The 15309-nt window shown below is 64.3% G+C and carries 17 protein-coding genes and 1 pseudogene; 8 read left to right on the plus strand and 10 right to left on the minus strand.

Features of this window, described 5'->3' with window-relative positions:
* Positions 1 to 121 precede the first annotated feature (121 nt).
* From AC2VOP_RS18035 to AC2VOP_RS18075, 9 genes are all read right to left on the minus strand, one after another.
* Positions 122 to 628 (minus strand): SDR family NAD(P)-dependent oxidoreductase, encoded by a 507-nt coding sequence (locus AC2VOP_RS18035; protein WP_486962234.1) that lies wholly within the window; start codon positions 626 to 628, stop codon positions 122 to 124.
* Positions 625 to 2154 (minus strand): AMP-binding protein, encoded by a 1530-nt coding sequence (locus AC2VOP_RS18040; RefSeq protein ID WP_486962235.1) that lies wholly within the window; start codon positions 2152 to 2154, stop codon positions 625 to 627. The genes AC2VOP_RS18035 and AC2VOP_RS18040 overlap by 4 nt, the downstream gene beginning before the upstream one ends.
* Positions 2151 to 2597 (minus strand): alpha/beta hydrolase, encoded by a 447-nt coding sequence (locus AC2VOP_RS18045; protein WP_486962236.1) that lies wholly within the window; start codon positions 2595 to 2597, stop codon positions 2151 to 2153. The genes AC2VOP_RS18040 and AC2VOP_RS18045 overlap by 4 nt, the downstream gene beginning before the upstream one ends.
* Positions 2594 to 3829, minus strand: coding sequence for an acyl-CoA dehydrogenase family protein (locus AC2VOP_RS18050; RefSeq protein ID WP_486962237.1), 1236 nt, complete (start codon positions 3827 to 3829; stop codon positions 2594 to 2596). Before AC2VOP_RS18050 ends, AC2VOP_RS18045 begins: the two co-directional genes overlap by 4 nt.
* A gap of 13 nt (positions 3830 to 3842) precedes the next feature.
* On the minus strand, positions 3843 to 4712 hold the full coding sequence (locus tag AC2VOP_RS18055) for an SDR family oxidoreductase (RefSeq protein ID WP_486962238.1): 870 nt from the start codon (positions 4710 to 4712) through the stop codon (positions 3843 to 3845).
* Positions 4713 to 4724: 12 nt separating this feature from the next.
* Positions 4725 to 5588: a MaoC/PaaZ C-terminal domain-containing protein gene (locus AC2VOP_RS18060; protein WP_486962250.1), complete on the minus strand. Its 864-nt coding sequence runs from the start codon at positions 5586 to 5588 to the stop codon at positions 4725 to 4727.
* A gap of 10 nt (positions 5589 to 5598) precedes the next feature.
* Positions 5599 to 6039 (minus strand): type II toxin-antitoxin system Rv0910 family toxin, encoded by a 441-nt coding sequence (locus tag AC2VOP_RS18065; RefSeq protein ID WP_486962239.1) that lies wholly within the window; start codon positions 6037 to 6039, stop codon positions 5599 to 5601.
* Between the two features lie 18 nt (positions 6040 to 6057).
* Positions 6058 to 7248: a lipid-transfer protein gene (locus tag AC2VOP_RS18070; RefSeq protein ID WP_486962240.1), complete on the minus strand. Its 1191-nt coding sequence runs from the start codon at positions 7246 to 7248 to the stop codon at positions 6058 to 6060.
* Between the two features lie 411 nt (positions 7249 to 7659).
* Complete coding sequence (locus AC2VOP_RS18075; protein WP_486962241.1) at positions 7660 to 9102, minus strand: PE-PPE domain-containing protein; 1443 nt, start codon at positions 9100 to 9102, stop codon at positions 7660 to 7662.
* A 607-nt stretch (positions 9103 to 9709) separates the two neighbouring features.
* Between AC2VOP_RS18075 and AC2VOP_RS18080 the strand changes: the two genes are divergently transcribed.
* From AC2VOP_RS18080 to AC2VOP_RS18095, 4 genes are all read left to right on the plus strand, one after another.
* Positions 9710 to 9967, plus strand: coding sequence for a ribbon-helix-helix protein, CopG family (locus tag AC2VOP_RS18080; protein WP_486962242.1), 258 nt, complete (start codon positions 9710 to 9712; stop codon positions 9965 to 9967).
* Positions 9954 to 10385 carry a type II toxin-antitoxin system VapC family toxin gene (locus tag AC2VOP_RS18085; RefSeq protein WP_486962243.1) on the plus strand — a complete coding sequence of 144 codons (432 nt, stop codon included), beginning with the start codon at positions 9954 to 9956 and terminating at the stop codon, positions 10383 to 10385. The genes AC2VOP_RS18080 and AC2VOP_RS18085 overlap by 14 nt, the downstream gene beginning before the upstream one ends.
* 344 nt (positions 10386 to 10729) lie before the next feature.
* Entirely contained in the window at positions 10730 to 11296 is a 567-nt protein-coding gene (locus AC2VOP_RS18090; protein WP_486962244.1) for a DUF2202 domain-containing protein, read from the plus strand.
* Positions 11297 to 11586: 290 nt separating this feature from the next.
* Positions 11587 to 11733, plus strand: coding sequence for a hypothetical protein (locus AC2VOP_RS18095; protein WP_486962245.1), 147 nt, complete (start codon positions 11587 to 11589; stop codon positions 11731 to 11733).
* A gap of 274 nt (positions 11734 to 12007) precedes the next feature.
* Here AC2VOP_RS18095 and mntR read toward each other — a convergent pair whose 3' ends face one another.
* A complete protein-coding gene (mntR, locus tag AC2VOP_RS18100) occupies positions 12008 to 12700 on the minus strand; it encodes a manganese-binding transcriptional regulator MntR (protein ID WP_486962246.1) in 693 nt (230 codons plus the stop codon).
* 25 nt (positions 12701 to 12725) lie between these two features.
* Between mntR and AC2VOP_RS18105 the strand changes: the two genes are divergently transcribed.
* From AC2VOP_RS18105 to AC2VOP_RS18120, 4 genes and pseudogenes are all read left to right on the plus strand, one after another.
* Complete coding sequence (locus AC2VOP_RS18105) at positions 12726 to 13700, plus strand: bifunctional riboflavin kinase/FAD synthetase (protein WP_486962247.1); 975 nt, start codon at positions 12726 to 12728, stop codon at positions 13698 to 13700.
* Positions 13701 to 13833: 133 nt separating this feature from the next.
* Positions 13834 to 14103, plus strand: coding sequence for a 30S ribosomal protein S15 (gene rpsO / locus AC2VOP_RS18110; protein WP_486962248.1), 270 nt, complete (start codon positions 13834 to 13836; stop codon positions 14101 to 14103).
* Positions 14104 to 14110: 7 nt separating this feature from the next.
* Positions 14111 to 14614 carry an LppU family putative lipoprotein gene (gene lppU / locus AC2VOP_RS18115; protein ID WP_486962249.1) on the plus strand — a complete coding sequence of 168 codons (504 nt, stop codon included), beginning with the start codon at positions 14111 to 14113 and terminating at the stop codon, positions 14612 to 14614.
* Between the two features lie 297 nt (positions 14615 to 14911).
* A pseudogene (locus AC2VOP_RS18120) lies at positions 14912 to 15309 on the plus strand (polyribonucleotide nucleotidyltransferase); the annotation flags it as partial.

Raw genomic sequence — 15309 nt, forward strand, 5'->3', positions numbered from 1 at the left:
ATCGACTACCATCGCGCCCACACCAACCCCACCGGGGAGACGCCATGAGTTGGGTAATTTCCCGCGCGATCTCTGCGGTTAAGTCAGAAACACCTCAAGCGCATTGAGACTTACAGCGCATTCAGTGGCGAGTCGTCGAACACGTGCCCGCCACCACCGGGCTGACGTCGATCCTCCCACCGTTGCGGCGGTTAATCAAGATACAGTCATCCCGGTATGTATCTAGCGACACTGACCGCCAGCCTTGGACCCGCGTCGCTTGAGAATCGTGTTCGGACACCAGCGACATCGATTCGAGAAGCCGAACCGTTCGCCGACCCGGCGCAGGGTGTCGACGGTGGACGTTGTTCACCAGGACGTCGAGCGGCCCCAGCCGGTGTTCGGTGTGGTCAAGAAACGCCGCAAACCCCGGCCGGTCGGTGACGTCGAGCTCACAGCCGCACACCTCACCCCCGATCGACTCGCCCAGCTCGTCGGCCGTCTTCTCAGCCAGCTCCGCGTCGATGTCGCCGAGCGCCACCCTGGCGCCGGCGCGCAGGAACGCCGTGCCGGTGGCTTTGCCGATGCCCCGCGAGCCTCCGGTGGTCGCGACAACCTTGCCTCGAAGACTGTTTCGCTGCTTCGTCATTGGTGCTCCTCCAACATGGACTTGAGCACCTTGCCGGTTTCGTTGCGGGGCAGCTGTTTCACGAAGACCACGTCTCGGGGCACCTTGTGCCGGGCGAGATGCGTCCGCACATAGGCCCGGACGTCATCGGCGACGAGACGAGAGCTGCTGACCACGTAGGCGCGCAGCCGTTTTCCGAACTCCGGATCATCGACGCCCACCACCGCGGCATCGACGATGTCGGGGTGCTCGGCCAGCAGATTCTCGACTTCGAGCGGAAAGACGTTCTCCCCGCCGGACACGATCATCTCGTCGTTGCGGCCGTCGACGAACCACAGGCCAGACTCATCGAAATGCCCGGTGTCGCCGGTAGACAACAACCCGTCGACGATCTCCTTGTTGTCGCCGTTGGTGTATCCAGTGAAGCTCAGGCCGCTCGACACGAACAACGTGCCCACCTGCCCAGGCATGGTGATTTTGCGGCGGTGCTCGTCGTAGCAGGCGAGCTGGCATCCGACGGGTGGCCGGCCGACGGTGCCGGGTGCAGCCCGCAATTCCTGCGGCGTCGCGACGGCGGCCGCCGCGACTTCGGTCGACCCGTAGAGGTTGTAGAGCACATCACCGAACGCCGCCGCGGTACGACGACACAGGTCCGGAGACAACGCCGATCCGGCGGCGAACACCACCTGCAGTGACGAGGTGTCGTATCGCTCGAGGGTCTCGCGACCCAGGTCGAGGATTCGCTGCAACATCGTCGGGACCAGGACTAGCGCGCCGGCGCGGTATTTCGCGACGGATGCCAGCGTGGCTTCCGGATCGAATCGGCGCGCCAACACAATCCGGTTGCCCAGGGCCAGGCCCAGTGCGCACGTCGCCAGGCCGGTGGCATGGAACAGCGGAGCCGCCACACAATAGGCGCCGCCGGCCGGCCAGGCGATCCGGTCCAGAAGTTGGGCCGACTGCCACGGGTCGATCCGGTTGCGCGGTGCGCCTTTCGGGGTGCCGGTGGTCCCGCTGGTCAGCAACACCATGCCACCCGGGCGGTCCGGCGCGGGCAGCGCCGCGCGCGATTGGCCGACCAGCACGGTATCCGTCGACAGCGCGTCGACCCGATCGCCGAATTCGTCATCGGCGAAAACGCAGCTGACCTTTTCCCGGGCACAGACATCGGCAAGTTGCGGCCCGGCGAAGCCGGTGTTCATCAGCACCACCCGGGCACCGATCTTGTTGGCCGCGCTCAGCGTGAGCATGATGGCCCTGGAGTTGCGATGCAACACGGCGACCCCCACGTCGGGGCGAACCCCGTTGGCGCGCAGCCCACGCGCCAACGCGTTGGACGTCTCGTCCAGCTCACGGAAGCGCAGGGTGCCCGACTCATCAGTGATCGCCGGCGCGTCGCCGTAACGGGCGGCGGTGTAGGCGGTCAGCCCGCCGAATACACCGTACCGCCGCATCTCCCAGAATGCCCGCAGCGCAAAGTCCGGGCGCCGCAGGTCCACCAGCCCGCGGCGGTGCAGCACAACAGCCGCACGCAACAGATCCTTCACGACGCGGTGTCGGCTTTCGCATCGTCCTCGGCCGCCGGGAACCGGTGTTCGCGCGCCAGCCGGTAGTCGATCACCAGAGCGGGCATCCCGGCGTACCGCGACAGGTGCGACGCGAACCCCCGGTGGGTACGTGCCGAACAGATCAGGTAGCCGCTGCCGTGCAGCACTAGCATCACTCCGGGGCCATCGCCGGCGCCCGGTGCCCGCACCCACTCTCCGCACGGCGGGCCGGGCACGATCTGCACCCGGGTACCGGAAACCACCGCGCTGGCGTAGGCGACCATCCAGTCGGCGAACGGCCGAATCCAGCCGAGCACACCCGGATTCGACACTGCCAGGTGCAGGCCCGCGGTCATCACCGAGCGCGCCAGCGGACTGTATGTCAACTGGTCGGCGATCGCCACCGACGTGCGCCGCAACGCCCGGGCCGTGCTGGCGGTCATGCCGACAGCAGGCCCTTGGCGATGTGGGTCACCTGGACCTCGTTGCTGCCGGCGTAGATCATCAACGACTTCGCGTCGCGCGCCAGTTGTTCGACGCGGTACTCGGCCATGTAGCCGTTGCCGCCGAACAACTGCACCGCCTCCATCGCGACGTCGGTCGCGGCTTCCGACGAATACAGCTTGATCGCCGACGCCTCCGCCAGCCCCGGTACCTTGCCGGCCTGCAGCTTCTCGCACGTGGCAAACACCATGTTCTGCACGTTGATCCGGGCCACTTCCATCTTCGCCAGCTTGAGCTGGATCAGCTGGAACTGGCCGATATTCTGGCCCCACAGCGTGCGGTTCTTTGCGTAATCGATGCATAGCCGGTGGCATTCGTTGATGATCCCCAGCGCCATCAGCGCCACACCCAGCCGTTCGGCGGAGAAGTTCGCCCGGGCACTTTCCCGGCCGTCTCCGCCGCTGTGCTGTTCGGACTCGCCGAGCAACCGGTCCGGCGTGATCCGCACATTGTCGAAGAACAATTCGCCGGTCGGCGACGACATCATGCCCATCTTCTTGAACGGCTTGCCCTGAGTCAGACCGGGCATTCCGGAGTCGAGCACGAAGGTCAGCACCGGGCGCCTGCGCCGATCGGCCGAACCGTCGTCGAGCTTGGCGTAGACGATCAGCACGTCGGCATCGGGCCCGTTGGTGATGAACGTCTTCTGCCCGTTGAGGATGTAGTCGTCGCCGTCGCGCTTGACATAGGTTTTCATGCCGCCGAAGGCGTCAGACCCAGAGTCGGGTTCGGTGATCGCCCAGGCCGCGATCTTGTCCAGCGTCATCAAGTCGGGCAGCCAGCGCTCCTTTTGGGCCAGCGTGCCGCGGCTCATGATGGTTGCTGCGCCCAGGCCGAGGCTGACGCCGATCGTGGAAAGCAACCCGATGCTGACGCCGGCCAGTTCGGACACCAGCACCGCGACCATCGACACCTGGGCGCCCAGCGCACCCAACCCGCCCGAACCCGTCCGCTCCGGCTCTGACTGCCGGGCGCGCTCGCGATTCAGCATCGTCTTCACCGCTTCGGCGGCCAGCGCGTCCAAGCCGAACTCGGCAAACAGTTTGCGCGCGATGGGGTACGGCGACAGCTCGCCGGTCTCCAGTGCGTCGAGGTGCGGCCGGATTTCTTTGCGGATGAATTCGCGCACCGTATCGCGCATGATCAGGTCGGTGTCAGACCACTCAAACATCAGCTGCTCCTGCTCATTGCGGCAGCCGGTCGGCGATATCGTCGATCAGCCACGGTCCATCGGTTTCGATGGTGTCCACGTCGCGCCAGCCGGCCAGCAGCGAGATAGCCCCGCCCTGAACCGCGTACACCTTTCCGGTGACCGGGCATTTGTCGGTGGCCAGGTAGGCGGCCAGCGGGGAGATGTTGGCCGGACTGAACAGGTCGAGCTCACCGTCCTCGGGTTCGGCCATCAACGAGCCCATACCCGGGGTGGCCAGGGTGAGCCGGGTCCGGGCGATCGGCGCGATCGCATTGACCCGCACCCCGTACCGGTCCAACTCGTCGGCGGCGATCAACGTCAGCGCTGCTATCCCGGCCTTGGCCGAGCCGTAGTTGGCCTGTCCGGCGTTCGGCAATGTGACGCCGGAGCCCGACGTGGTGTTGATCACCGCAGCGTTGGGCTGATCCCCTGCCTTCGACTGCGCCTTCCAGTACGCGGCGGCATGGTGCAGCATCGCGAAATGCCCCTTGAGGTGGACAGCGATGACCACATCCCACTGCGCCTCCTCCATGCCCGCGATGAACGCATCTCGCAGAATGCCTGCGTTGTTGACCAGCACGTCGAGCCGACCGAACTCGTCCACCGCTTGGCGAACAACGCTTTCCGCGCCCGCCCAGGTCGCGATGTTCTCGGTGTTGGCGACGGCCGTGCCGCCGGCGGCGGCGATCTCGTCGACCACGGCGCGGGCCGGGCTGCTATCGGCTCCGGCGCCGGTGTTGTCCCCGCCCACGTCGTTGACCACGACCCTGGCCCCCTCCTTGGCGAACAGCAGCGCATGCTCGCGCCCGATCCCACGGCCGGCACCGGTGATCACCGCGACCCGGCCATCCAATACACCCATCGGTATGTTCCCCTACTCGTTGGAGATCTCGGCGAGACCATCGGTGATGACGAAGTCCTCACCCCGGGCGGTCTCGAATGCATAGCTGGTGATGCCGCTGTCGCGGTCCTTTTCCCAAATTCGGGTCTCCAGATCATCCCCCGGCAGCACCGGTTTGGAGAACCGCACCGCGAACCGCTTGAGCCGGTTGACGTCCGAGCCGGCGAGTTCGGTGAGCACCGCCCACGAGGTAAACGCCATCGTGCACAACCCGTGCGCGATGATGCCCGGCAGCCCGGCGTCTTTGGCCACCTCCTCGTCGAGGTGGATCGGCATTGGATCACCGGCAGCCGGCGCGTAACGGAACGTCTGGTCGGCGTCGATGTGCGCGATGACCTTGGCCGCGGGCGCGTTGTCGCGTAGCTTGTCGTCGAATTTGTGGTCCGGGCTCAGTTCGCCGACCGCCTTTCCGACCCGCAACCCGCGCACGAACGTGGTGACGTACTGCTCGTTGACCAGTTCGCCGGCCTCGGTGCGGCACTCCAGTACGATCGCGGCCCGGGTGCCTTTCTCCAGTCCCTGGTAGCCGATCATCTTGCCGCGCGAAACCAGCCTGTCACCCGGCCGGATCGGCCGGTGGAAGTGGAAGTCCTGCTCTCCGTGCACGACTCGCGGGATCGCCTCGGCCGGCATCACGTCGACGGCCGGGGTGAGCAGCGCCTCGAAGACCGGCACGATCGCGAACACCGGCGGCGCGACATCGCCTCGTCGGTGCGCGTCGATCGGGTCGTTGGTGGCCGCCGCATATTCGGCCAACCGTTCCCGGGTGACCTCGAACCGCTCTTCGTCGGTCCACTGGTCCAGGGCGCTGTCGTCGAACTCCATCTCCTGGGTCATCGGCATCCGCTCAGGTCGACGCCGAGGCCAGCGCGTCGAGCTGGTCGAGCGTCTTGTCGAGTTGCTTGGCACCGTCCTTTTCCACCGCTTTGCCCAGCGCACCCTTGATCAGGGCACCCTCGAACTCACCGAAGACGCTGAAATTCGAGCCGCTTGCCGCTGGCTCTATGGTGAAGGTGAACTGCGCCTTAACACCAGCCATTCCGGTGCCCGCCAGCACCAGGCGCCGCGGCGCCTCCACCGATTCGATCGTCCACTCGATTTTGTTGGCCATTCCCAGCATGACGATCTTGGCGGTCAGCTTCGCACCCGCCGAGAGCGCGGCCGGCGGTTCCTCCAGCCACTTCTCGTGCACGGTGAACCACTTGTCCCAGTTGGCCAGGTCGCTGACGGTTCCCCACAGCGCATCCGGGCTCGCCGACAGTTCCCGAGTAGCTTCGATGTGTCCCATTAGTTGTCCTCCTTTGTGTTAGCGTTCGGCCCGCTGATACGCGGTGACGACGGCCGCGCCGCCAAGGCCGATGTTGTGTTGCAGTGCCGCGGTGACCCCATCGACTTGCCGCTTATCGGCGGCACCACGCAATTGCCAGGTCAGTTCGGCGCACTGCGCCAGACCGGTGGCCCCCAACGGGTGCCCCTTGGAGATCAGGCCGCCGGACGGGTTGACCACCCACCGCCCGCCATAGGTGGTGTCGCCGTTGTCGATCAACTTGGGCGCCTCGCCCTCGCCGCACAGCCCCAGCGCTTCGTACAGCAACAACTCGTTGGCCGAAAAGCAGTCGTGCAGCTCGATCACCTGGAAATCCTCCGGACCCAGACCCGACTGGTGATAAACACGTTGCGCGGCCTGCACATTCATGTCGTAACCGATCAGCCCCTTGCAGGTGCCGTCGAAGCTGCTGGCGAAGTCGGTGGTCATGGCCTGCCCGACGATCTCCACCGCCTGTCCGGCCAAGCCGTGCTCGTCGACGAACTTCTCGCTGGCCAGGACCGCCGCACCGGAGCCATCCGAGGTCGGCGAGCACTGCAACTTGGTCAGCGGGTCGTAGATCATCCGCGAAGCCAGGATGTCATCGAGCGAGTAGGACTCCTGGAACTGCGCGTACGGGTTGTTCACCGAATGCTGGTGGTTTTTGTAGCCAATCTTGGCGAAATGCTCCGCGGTGGAGCCGTATCGCTGCATGTGCTCGCGGCCGGCGGCCCCGAACATCCACGGCGCCGGGGGGAACAGCACTTCGGAGATCTCGGCCATCGCCAGGATGTGCTTTTCTATCGGCTGCGCGCGGTCGTCGTAGGTCGACTCCAGCGAACCGGATTTCATCTTCTCGAACCCGAGCGCGATCGTGCAGTCGGCCAGACCGCCGCGAATCGTTTGCGCGGCAAGGTACAGCGCGGTCGACCCGGTCGAGCAGTTGTTGTTGACGTTGACGATCGGGATGCCGGTCATGCCCAGTTCGTAAAGCGCGCGCTGGCCCGACGTCGACTCGCCGTAGACGTACCCGACATAGCCCTGCTCGACCAGGTGGTAGTCAATTCCGGCATCCCGCAGCGCGTTGGTCCCGGACTCGCGGGCCATGTCCGGGTAGTCCCAGCCTTCGCGGCGCCCCGGCTTCTCGAACTTCGTCATCCCGACACCGATGACGAACACCTTGTCTGACATCGCACTCCTCCCAGAACACCACCACCAATGGCGGCGGATAACACAGAACCATACAGTGCTGAACGTATCTTGACTACCCCGCCGCTGCGGTGCACACTCTCTAGGCATCTCTGGATTGAGCTCTAGGCATCTCTGGATTGAGCTGTGGGTAACCGTGGAGTGATGATACGGTCGCTGGCGGTTATCTATACCCGATCAGCTGGCACCGTTCACCGGACGACGTCGGTCGGGAACAGTCTCGCCGGGGTGGGCAGCACTGTGCAGGGGGTGAACAAGCAGCTGCTGTGAGAATTAGGTACGTGCCGTGAGCCCAAGTTAATGATCACCTTCAAGTCCGGTTGGATCAGGTCGGCAAGCGGTGGCGGCGCACAGCGAATTCAGTTGTGGATCGGCAAACAACCCAACGGCTGTTTAGGGCGTCGTCAACGCCGATATGATGTCAAAATCGCCCTCAATTGTGCCCTCCAGCGCGGCCACGTCGGTCGCAACGAGATTCAAGACGTTGTCTCCGAGAAACAATGTCATAAAACCCATAAAAGTCATAAACTCACCGGGCAAGACACCGATGTCGTTGACGAATCCGTCAACATTTCCGCTGGCTAGAGCACCAATCCCGGAGAGGAAATGATTAACCATGACAGAAGGAGTGGTGGTCATGACTTCGCTGGCCACATCCACCGGCGGGAGGAACGCCGCAGCGCCACCACCGAGTGCCAGGGTCAGGTTTTCGACGGTATTAGTGTTCAGAGCCTGCACTACTGAAATGACATTGCCGACGGTGTCGCCTGGAGTTATTGTAGGCACCGGCACCGGCGGTGCCGACACCTCGATCTCCTGGTAAATAGGGGTGAGAGCCTCCGAAATCTCGGTGAAAATCCCCGCAAACGGGTCGGACGAAACGGGGTCTGATAACGACGTTAACCCTTTACCTTCAGCCTCGATGTCGCTGATAGCGGCATTCACGCCCCGCTGAGCTCCTGTTATCAGGTCGGTCAATACCGTGGCCCAGTCAACGTTGGGTAGGAACCCGGCGGGGGTAGCTACGTTCGCTGGTCCTGTCGAATAGCCGAAATCTGGACTGCCATAACCTAGGTTGACCAGGACTGTTAGGTCTGGCTGCAGCAAATCGGCCAAAGGATTCCCGATGACCGGAATGGAACGCAACGGATCCAGCAGCGGCAGGTCCTCCGTCGGAATCACGTAATAGTTGATGGCGCTTGCCCCTTCTGTCGGCAGTTTTATTGCCGTAGCGATTTCCGCGGGCGTGAGGGCACCCGCCGTTGGGTGCACATAGATGAAACCCAGGACAGCATTAACATCTGCCAGGATATCAATCGGGTACTGTGGGTAGTCCGACGCTCCGTCGTATTCCAGAGCGTACATATCGCTCGGGTAGATGGTATCCGTAGGGGTTGCGCCGTTGAGTGTGAGACCAAACGCCGGAAGGTAAATGTCCGGATAGCGCGCGAAGAGGCCGCCGTTGGGATTGTCGGGGTCGACGAGGAACACAAAGCCGAGCTGGTCGGCACTGGGTTGTTCGCTAGTCGGGAGGGCAGCTAGGTCGCTCATTGCTTCGCTGGCGATGATTCCGCTCTGGGAGTCAGTGAGGACGACGACATGGTTGCCCTCGTGGATCTGTTTCAAAATCGCCTGATCGAGAATGTCGACACCATCAGACACCGATTGGTTTAGCGTCAAGGTATTGACACCGGTGAGCGGATAAAGCTGCTCGGGCGTGTACACGCCCTGTGCGTTGGCAGTCGTAAAGCCCGGGAAATTGGGTGTCACGTAGTTATTGGTGCCCTCGGTGATGAAGCTGGGCGGTGGGTTAGGCATCACAAGTCCGGTGCCCACCGAGCACCAACGTAACGTCGTCGCCGTAGGCGAACGCGGCATTCATGATCGACGTGAGCGCCAAGAGACCGGCACCGCCGCTCGCTGTTAGACCGATACCCAGGAAGCGCCACCTACGACTTAACATTGCGACCTCCCAACGGGTCGAGCGTCTCAGCGGATGAGGACCGTGCTAGCCAGCAGGTAAACTGACCGACTCGGCATGTGCGGGTAGTCCACCTGGCGTCGGGTTTGCTGTGGCACGGCGCTCGGGGACTCATGGCCGGCTGCTGTGCTGGCGGCAAGCTCGGCCGCCACGAGCCCCCGGAGCCTGGATCAGCCGGTCTTTCCAGAAGATTTGCCACAGCAACCTCCCTCGGATGCGGTATGACGTGAGATCCAGTTGCCAATCGCTGCGAGTCATCTCCGCTGTCTGGCTTTAGCTAGCGCGCAAGATGTGACCGGCTTATGCTGCACGAACGGCACTCGCTTGTCAAGATACCGGCGTGAAAGCTACAGTCAGCACTGTATGCTTTATCGATAAAGTCGGGTACCTGCCGCCGGCGGCTTCGATACCGGTGGACTCGACTGGCATCTTTACGTCTTGTGGTGATGCTAAGATGTCAGTGTGCGCACGACGATCCGCATTGATGATGACCTCTACCGTGAGGTGAAGGCGCGGGCTGCCCGGTCCGGTCGAACCGTCGCCGCTGTTCTGGAGGACGCCGTACGGCGCGGCCTCAGTCCATCCACGCCGGCAAGGGCAAACCCTTTTGCGGTCCGGCCGATCGGCAGGGGCGGGCTTCGGCCCGGTGTGGACCTGTCGTCCAACGCCGCCGTTGCCGAGGCGATGGACGAAGGCGTGTCGGTCGATGCGCTGCGTTGACGTGAACGTTCTCGTCTATGCGCACCGGTCGGACCTGCCGGAGCACGACGACTACCGGGCGTTGCTTGAGAGGCTCGCCAATGATGATGAGCCGCTTGGTCTGCCGGATCTGGTGCTCAGTGGTTTCCTGCGGGTAATGACCAACCGGCGGGTCTTCACCGAGCCGTCGAGCCCGGATGAGGCGCGGACTGCGGTCGATGCGCTGCTTGCCGCGCCAGGTGCCATGCGGCTTCGTGCCGGGGAGCGTCACTGGATGGCGTTTCGGGAGCTCGCTGTCGAGATTGGCGCCCGCGGAAACGATGTCGCAGACGCATATCTGGCCGCTTATGCGGTTGAGAACAACGCGACTTGGCTCAGCGCCGACCGCGGGTTCGCTCGCTTCCGTCGGCTTCGCTGGATCCATCCGCTCGATCTTTGATGCGGCTCGTCTGTGAACGTTTGCTTGCGACCACTGTCTTCGAGATCGAGTCGATCGACCGCGTGTATTGCAACGTGTGGGTGGCACGGTGAGTTTACGGGTTGGTTTACGGCGCCGGGGTGCAGGGCTTCTTCGTCGGTCACCGAGGCCAATCCACGGCTTCGTCGCCGCGCTCGGGCTGGAGTTGGTGCCGTTCGGCAAGGAACGCAAAGACGATAACGCAAAGACGATACAGTCCGCGGTCACCGGCCACCGCTACGAGTGCTTGGCGCTGCAGGCGGAGTTCTGTCTTACCCAGGTAAAAACACCAAAGTCAACTAAGATCACAAGGAAGGAGTCATCGGATGAATGTGGACGATAGTTTGGAAGCGGCTGATGGTCCGTTGTCGGAGGGCGAGTGGGCCGATCTGGTCCTGATACGCGAGGAGGAACGGTTGGCGCGCGATTTGTACCGGCAGTTCCACCGGGCGTGGGGTGTGCCGATCTTCGACAACATTGCCGCCAGCGAACAGCGTCATTACGACGCGATCGGGCGACTGCTCGAACGGTACAGCGTCCCCGATCCGTCTGTAGGGCAGCCGCCCGGCGTTTACGCCGGAACTGAACTTCAGGATGCCTACGAGAGGTGGCTTGCCCGGGGACTGTCCTCGGTCGAAGGGGCGTACGCGGTCGGAGTTGAACTCGAAACTGGTGACATCGCCGACCTGTCTGGCGCTGTGCAAGGCAGTGACCAGGCCGCCATCCACCGAGTGTATGAAAACTTGAGCGCCGCCTCAGAAAACCATCTGCGGGCATTCGAAGCAGCGGTATCAGGTCGGCCGATAGGCGGCGGTCGCGGTTGGCATCGGCGCGCCGGCGAACATGGCACCGATGTTTGCGAAGGTGGTCACCACGGTGGCGGAGGCGGTTAGAACCAGTCCTCGCACTCGACGCCTTCTGCGGCGCCGGAGCTCATCGAGATTGCGTCGGTGCTCAGCGGCTCGTCGATGGTCGTGCGAATGACGTGTCAACCGCCCGGTGGCCGCTCGCGTGACTGGACCAGTTATCCCTCGTGTTCACGCGAATGGCGTTTCTGGAGTTCACCCAACTCGGCCAAATGCCGGTCGGCCAGCTTGTGGTGATCCTGCAGCAGTCGATCGATGAGCTTGCGGTGCTCGTCCATATGCCGCGCGGCCAATGAGTCAAGCTCACTGATGGACACGTGATCCTGTTGAGAGAGAGCGCGGTGCTCGGCCAGATGCCGGTCCGTGAGGGCTCGGAGTTCAGCGAGATGGTCGTCCGCGAGCTCTCGATGCTCTCGCAAGTGTGCCTCGGCCATTTTCTCGTGCTCGGCCAGATGCGCCCGTGAGACCTCGGCGTTCTCCTTTGATGTGGACAAGAGATGTGCTCCTTGTGCGGATGCGGTACGACTGCGGAGGATGGATGCATACGATTCGCAGTATAGCCTTCGGCGGAGTCTTCGTTGTCGGACTGAACGACTGGGTGCCCCTGGCCGGAATTCCTTGAAGATTAAGGGGCCAGGATCGGGTTCACTGAGCTGGGCAACGGGTTCGCAGCTGCCGAGGACCCCGACGCGCCGCAATAGATCTCCGATCGGATTGGACCTGCCCACATGGACAAGCTCAGCCCACCACCCAGATCGCCTGCGCTGCCGGACCGCCCAGATCGACGGTGCTGCGCGCGCCGTCGGGCGCCTCGATGGCCACCGAGACGATCCCGGCGAATTCGCGGCGGGTCAGCACGTGGAGCCGCGAGTCCAGGCTGATGCCGACGCCGTCGAAGTAACGCAGCATCTCCGGGTCGGCGTCGGAGATGCGGGCCACCGTCCCGAAGTCGCCGTCGCGGCAGGCCCACAGCTGATGCGCCGGCGGGGTGGGCACCTGCCCGTCGGTTGCCGGAATCGGGTCGCCGTGCGGGTCGCGCTGAGGAAACCCCAGCTTGGCGTCGATGCGCGCCATCAGCCGGTCGGACACCGCGTGCTCGAGCACCTCGGCCTCGTCGTGCACCTCGTCCCAGCTGTAACCCAGATCGCGCACCAGGAACGTCTCCAGTAGGCGATGTCGACGTACCATCGCCAGCGCGGCCCGGCGCCCGGCGTCGGTCAGCGTCACCGCGCCGTACTTCTCGTGATCGACCAGACCCTGATCTGCCAGCTTGCGGATTGACTCCGATGCGGTGCTGGCCGACACCCCGATCTTCTGGGCGAGCATCTTGGTGCTGACCTTGTCCGGCGACCATTCCTGAGCAGTCCAGATGAATTTCAGATAGTCCTGGGCGATGGTGCTCAGAGCACCCGGTTCGTCCTTAGGGCTCACGCCCAAAGAGTTTAGGCTTGCGGTTGTGCAACGGTGGCGGGGACAGGACGAGATCCCCACGGACTGGGGCAGATGCGTGCTCACCATCGGGGTGTTCGACGGGGTCCACCGCGGACACGCCGAGTTGATCGCGCACACGGTGAAGGCCGGCCGGTCCCGCCGCGTGCCGACGGTGCTGATGACCTTCGACCCGCACCCGATGGAGGTGGTGTTCCCCGGCAACCACCCCGCCCGGTTGACCACCCTGGCACGTCGCGCCGAGTTGGTCGAGGAAGCCGGCATCGACGTGTTCCTGGTGATGCCGTTCACCACCGATTTCATGAAGCTCACGCCGGAGCGCTACATCCACGAGCTGCTGGTCGAGCACCTGCACGTGGTGGAAGTGGTGGTGGGCGCCAACTTCACCTTCGGCAAAAAAGCGGCGGGCAACGTCGACCTGCTGCGCCGGGCAGGGGAGCGATTCGGCTTCGCGGTCGAGGCGATGTCGCTGCTGGCCGAACATCACAACTCCGAGACCGTGACGTTCTCCTCCACCTACGTCCGGTCCTGCGTCGACGCCGGCGACGTGGTGGCGGCAGCCGAGGCGCTGGGCCGGCCGCACCGCGTGGAAGGAGTGGTGGTACGCGGCGACGGGCGGGGGACACAGCTGGGCTTTCCTACCGCCAACGTCGCTCCGCCGATGTACTCGGCCATACCGGCCGACGGGGTGTACGCCGCCTGGTTCACCGTGCTCGGGCACGCCCCGGTGACGGGCAGCATCGTCTGCGGCGAGCGGTACCGCGCAGCGGTGTCGGTCGGCACCAACCCGACATTTTCCGGGCGCACCCGCACCGTCGAGGCGTTCGTGATCGACAGCACCGGCGACCTGTACGGCCAGCACGTCGCGGTCGACTTCGTCGCCCGGATCCGGGGCCAGCAGAAGTTCGAATCGGTGCCCGACCTGGTCGCCGCCATGAATGCCGACACCGAGCAGGCGCGCAGTCTGCTCGATACCGACTGAATTTCCTTCGTCGACGGGCTCGTTGGGCTTGCCGGGTGCCCGCGCTGTTACACTCGCCGCCGCGGGGTGTGCTGCAGTTCGCGGTGGCTGCCCGTTTTCCCGATGATCGCGGACCGATTGATGGAGATGCTTCGTGGCGCTGACAGCCGAACAGAAAAAGGAGATCCTGGGCACCTATGGCCTGCATGAGACCGACACCGGATCGCCGGAGGCGCAGGTCGCATTGCTGACCAGACGGATCACCGACCTCACCGAGCACCTCAAGGTGCACAAACACGACCACCACTCGCGGCGCGGTCTGCTGCTGCTGGTGGGGCGGCGGCGGCGACTGCTCAAATACGTGGCTCAAGTCGACGTGGAGCGGTACCGGTCGCTGATCGAGCGCCTGGGCCTGCGGCGCTGACGCGCGTATGCGTGTTCTGACTGGGCTTCTGCCGACTGCCGCTGTCGTCATGTTCTCCGCAGGGTTGACCGGGTGCTCGTCGGCGGCCAACACCGCGGAGCTGAAGGTGGGGGATTGTCTGCACGTCGGCGGCACCGCGGACCGGCCGACCGCGACCGGGGCGGCCTGTGGGAGCCCCACCTCCAACTTCAAGGTGGTGGCCGTCGTGAAAGGGGACGGTGAGCAGTGCCCCGCCGACGTCGACTCCTCCTATTCGCTGCGGAACGCATTCAGCAGGTCGGCCAGCACCGCCTGTCTGGACATCGACTGGATGGTCGGCGGCTGCATGAGCGTCGACCCCGAGCACAACACCGACCCGGCGCGGGTGGACTGCACCGACACGTCGGCGCCGCACCGCCAGCGTGCCACCCAGATCCTCAAAGATGCGGATAGCGTCGACCAGTGCGCCAGTGGCCTCGGCTACGCCTACGATGAACGCAGGTTCACGGTATGCGTGGAGGACATGAACTGAACCCGCGCTATTAAGCGTGTAGAGTAAGGCCGTTCCAGGCCGTTGAGGCAGCAGAGGCAGCATAGGCCAGGATATCGGTGTGGGCCGCGCAACTCCGCGTGTTCCGCTCCGGCTCGTCACGACGGGACACGATCACCGGGCAGCTGAACCTGTATCGGGCGGTCTTCGGTAGTGGCGGCCGGGCTCCCGGATTCGGGACAGAGCCGGCCGCTTCGATCGACGGCCGTAGCCGCATCCGGTTCTCGGGGTCCACAAGTGGCGAAGCGAAACAACCGTGTGACCCCAGAACGGACATTCATGTCGGTAGCTGAAATTGAACAGGGCGTGTTCGAGTCGACCGCCACCATCGACAACGGGAGCTACGGCACCCGCACCATTCGATTCGAGACCGGCCGGATGGCCCGGCAGGCCGCCGGTGCCGTCGTCGCCTACCTGGACGACGAGACCATGCTGCTGTCGGCGACCACCGCCAGCAAGGCCCCGAAAGAGCATTTGGACTTCTTCCCGCTGACCGTCGACGTCGAGGAGCGGATGTATGCCGCCGGACGCATCCCTGGGTCGTTCTTCCGGCGTGAGGGCCGGCCGTCCACCGACGCGGTCCTGACCTGCCGGCTCACCGACCGCCCGCTGCGCCCGTCGTTCGTCGCCGGCCTGCGCAACGAGATCCAGGTCGTGGTGACCGTCATGAGCTTGGA

This window comes from Mycobacterium sp. TH-M106 (assembly GCF_057473765.1).

Excerpts from the sequence above, each read along its gene's own strand:
- AC2VOP_RS18060 (WP_486962250.1), bottom strand. The coding sequence starts at position 5,588 with ATGACCCAGGAGATGGAGTTCGACGACAGCGCCCTGGACCAGTGGACC.
- AC2VOP_RS18045 (WP_486962236.1), bottom strand. The coding sequence starts at position 2,597 with ATGACCGCCAGCACGGCCCGGGCGTTGCGGCGCACGTCGGTGGCGATC.
- AC2VOP_RS18035 (WP_486962234.1), bottom strand. The coding sequence starts at position 628 with ATGACGAAGCAGCGAAACAGTCTTCGAGGCAAGGTTGTCGCGACCACC.
- AC2VOP_RS18055 (WP_486962238.1), bottom strand. The coding sequence starts at position 4,712 with ATGGGTGTATTGGATGGCCGGGTCGCGGTGATCACCGGTGCCGGCCGT.
- AC2VOP_RS18085 (WP_486962243.1), top strand. The coding sequence starts at position 9,954 with ATGCGCTGCGTTGACGTGAACGTTCTCGTCTATGCGCACCGGTCGGAC.
- AC2VOP_RS18050 (WP_486962237.1), bottom strand. The coding sequence starts at position 3,829 with ATGTTTGAGTGGTCTGACACCGACCTGATCATGCGCGATACGGTGCGC.
- AC2VOP_RS18070 (WP_486962240.1), bottom strand. The coding sequence starts at position 7,248 with ATGTCAGACAAGGTGTTCGTCATCGGTGTCGGGATGACGAAGTTCGAG.
- AC2VOP_RS18090 (WP_486962244.1), top strand. The coding sequence starts at position 10,730 with ATGAATGTGGACGATAGTTTGGAAGCGGCTGATGGTCCGTTGTCGGAG.
- lppU (WP_486962249.1), top strand. The coding sequence starts at position 14,111 with ATGCGTGTTCTGACTGGGCTTCTGCCGACTGCCGCTGTCGTCATGTTC.
- AC2VOP_RS18065 (WP_486962239.1), bottom strand. The coding sequence starts at position 6,039 with ATGGGACACATCGAAGCTACTCGGGAACTGTCGGCGAGCCCGGATGCG.